The 609-nt window shown below is 68.8% G+C and carries 1 tRNA gene and 1 pseudogene; one reads left to right on the plus strand and one right to left on the minus strand.

Annotation, left to right across the window (positions count from 1 at the left end):
- The first annotated feature begins 191 nt into the window (after positions 1 to 191).
- Positions 192 to 276: transfer RNA gene (locus tag TW83_RS16760), tRNA-Leu, on the plus strand.
- Between the two features lie 15 nt (positions 277 to 291).
- Here TW83_RS16760 and TW83_RS21265 read toward each other — a convergent pair.
- Positions 292 to 609, minus strand: a pseudogene (locus tag TW83_RS21265) (hypothetical protein); the annotation flags it as partial.

Below are 609 nucleotides of genomic sequence, written 5' to 3' on the forward strand. Positions count from 1 at the left end.
CTGGCGCGCGGCCTGCCGGCATTTGACGCGGCCTGCCTTGGGGTACGCCTGCACGGGGCGGTCGCACGCCGGCATGGGCCGGGGCTGATCGCGGACGATCTGATCGACGGGCTGGCCCCCGTCATCGCCGAATGGGACGGGTGATTTTTCCCCTCGCACTGCCCGCAGCCATTTGCTAGATCGCGGACAGCGCGGGTATGGCGAAATTGGCAGACGCACCAGATTTAGGTTCTGGCGCCGCAAGGCGTGGGGGTTCAAGTCCCTCTACCCGCACCACCACCGGCCGATCGTTCAGCCTTCGGCCGGCGTGGTCAGGCCCAGTTCCGCCATCAGCTCCGGCTCCAGCACGTTGATCTCGGCCGGAGGGGTGCGCAGGGCATAGGTCATCAGCCGCAGATCGACCCCCATCCGCACCAGGTAATCCATCACCCCCGCCTGCGCGCGCTGCAGGTCGCTGACCGCCATGAAGGCGGGCAGGATCGTGTTTTGGCCGAAATAATGCTGGTGGACCCCCACCACGCCGCCTGCTGCCACCTGCCGCGTGGCGCCGCCCGCCAGGATATAGGGGCAGGCCGACAGGCAGACCGCCCCGTCGCCCACGCGGGTCGC

Origin of the sequence: Paracoccus sp. S4493 (genome assembly GCF_000967735.1) — a bacterium.
Classification (GTDB): Bacteria; Pseudomonadota; Alphaproteobacteria; order Rhodobacterales; family Rhodobacteraceae; genus Paracoccus; species Paracoccus marcusii.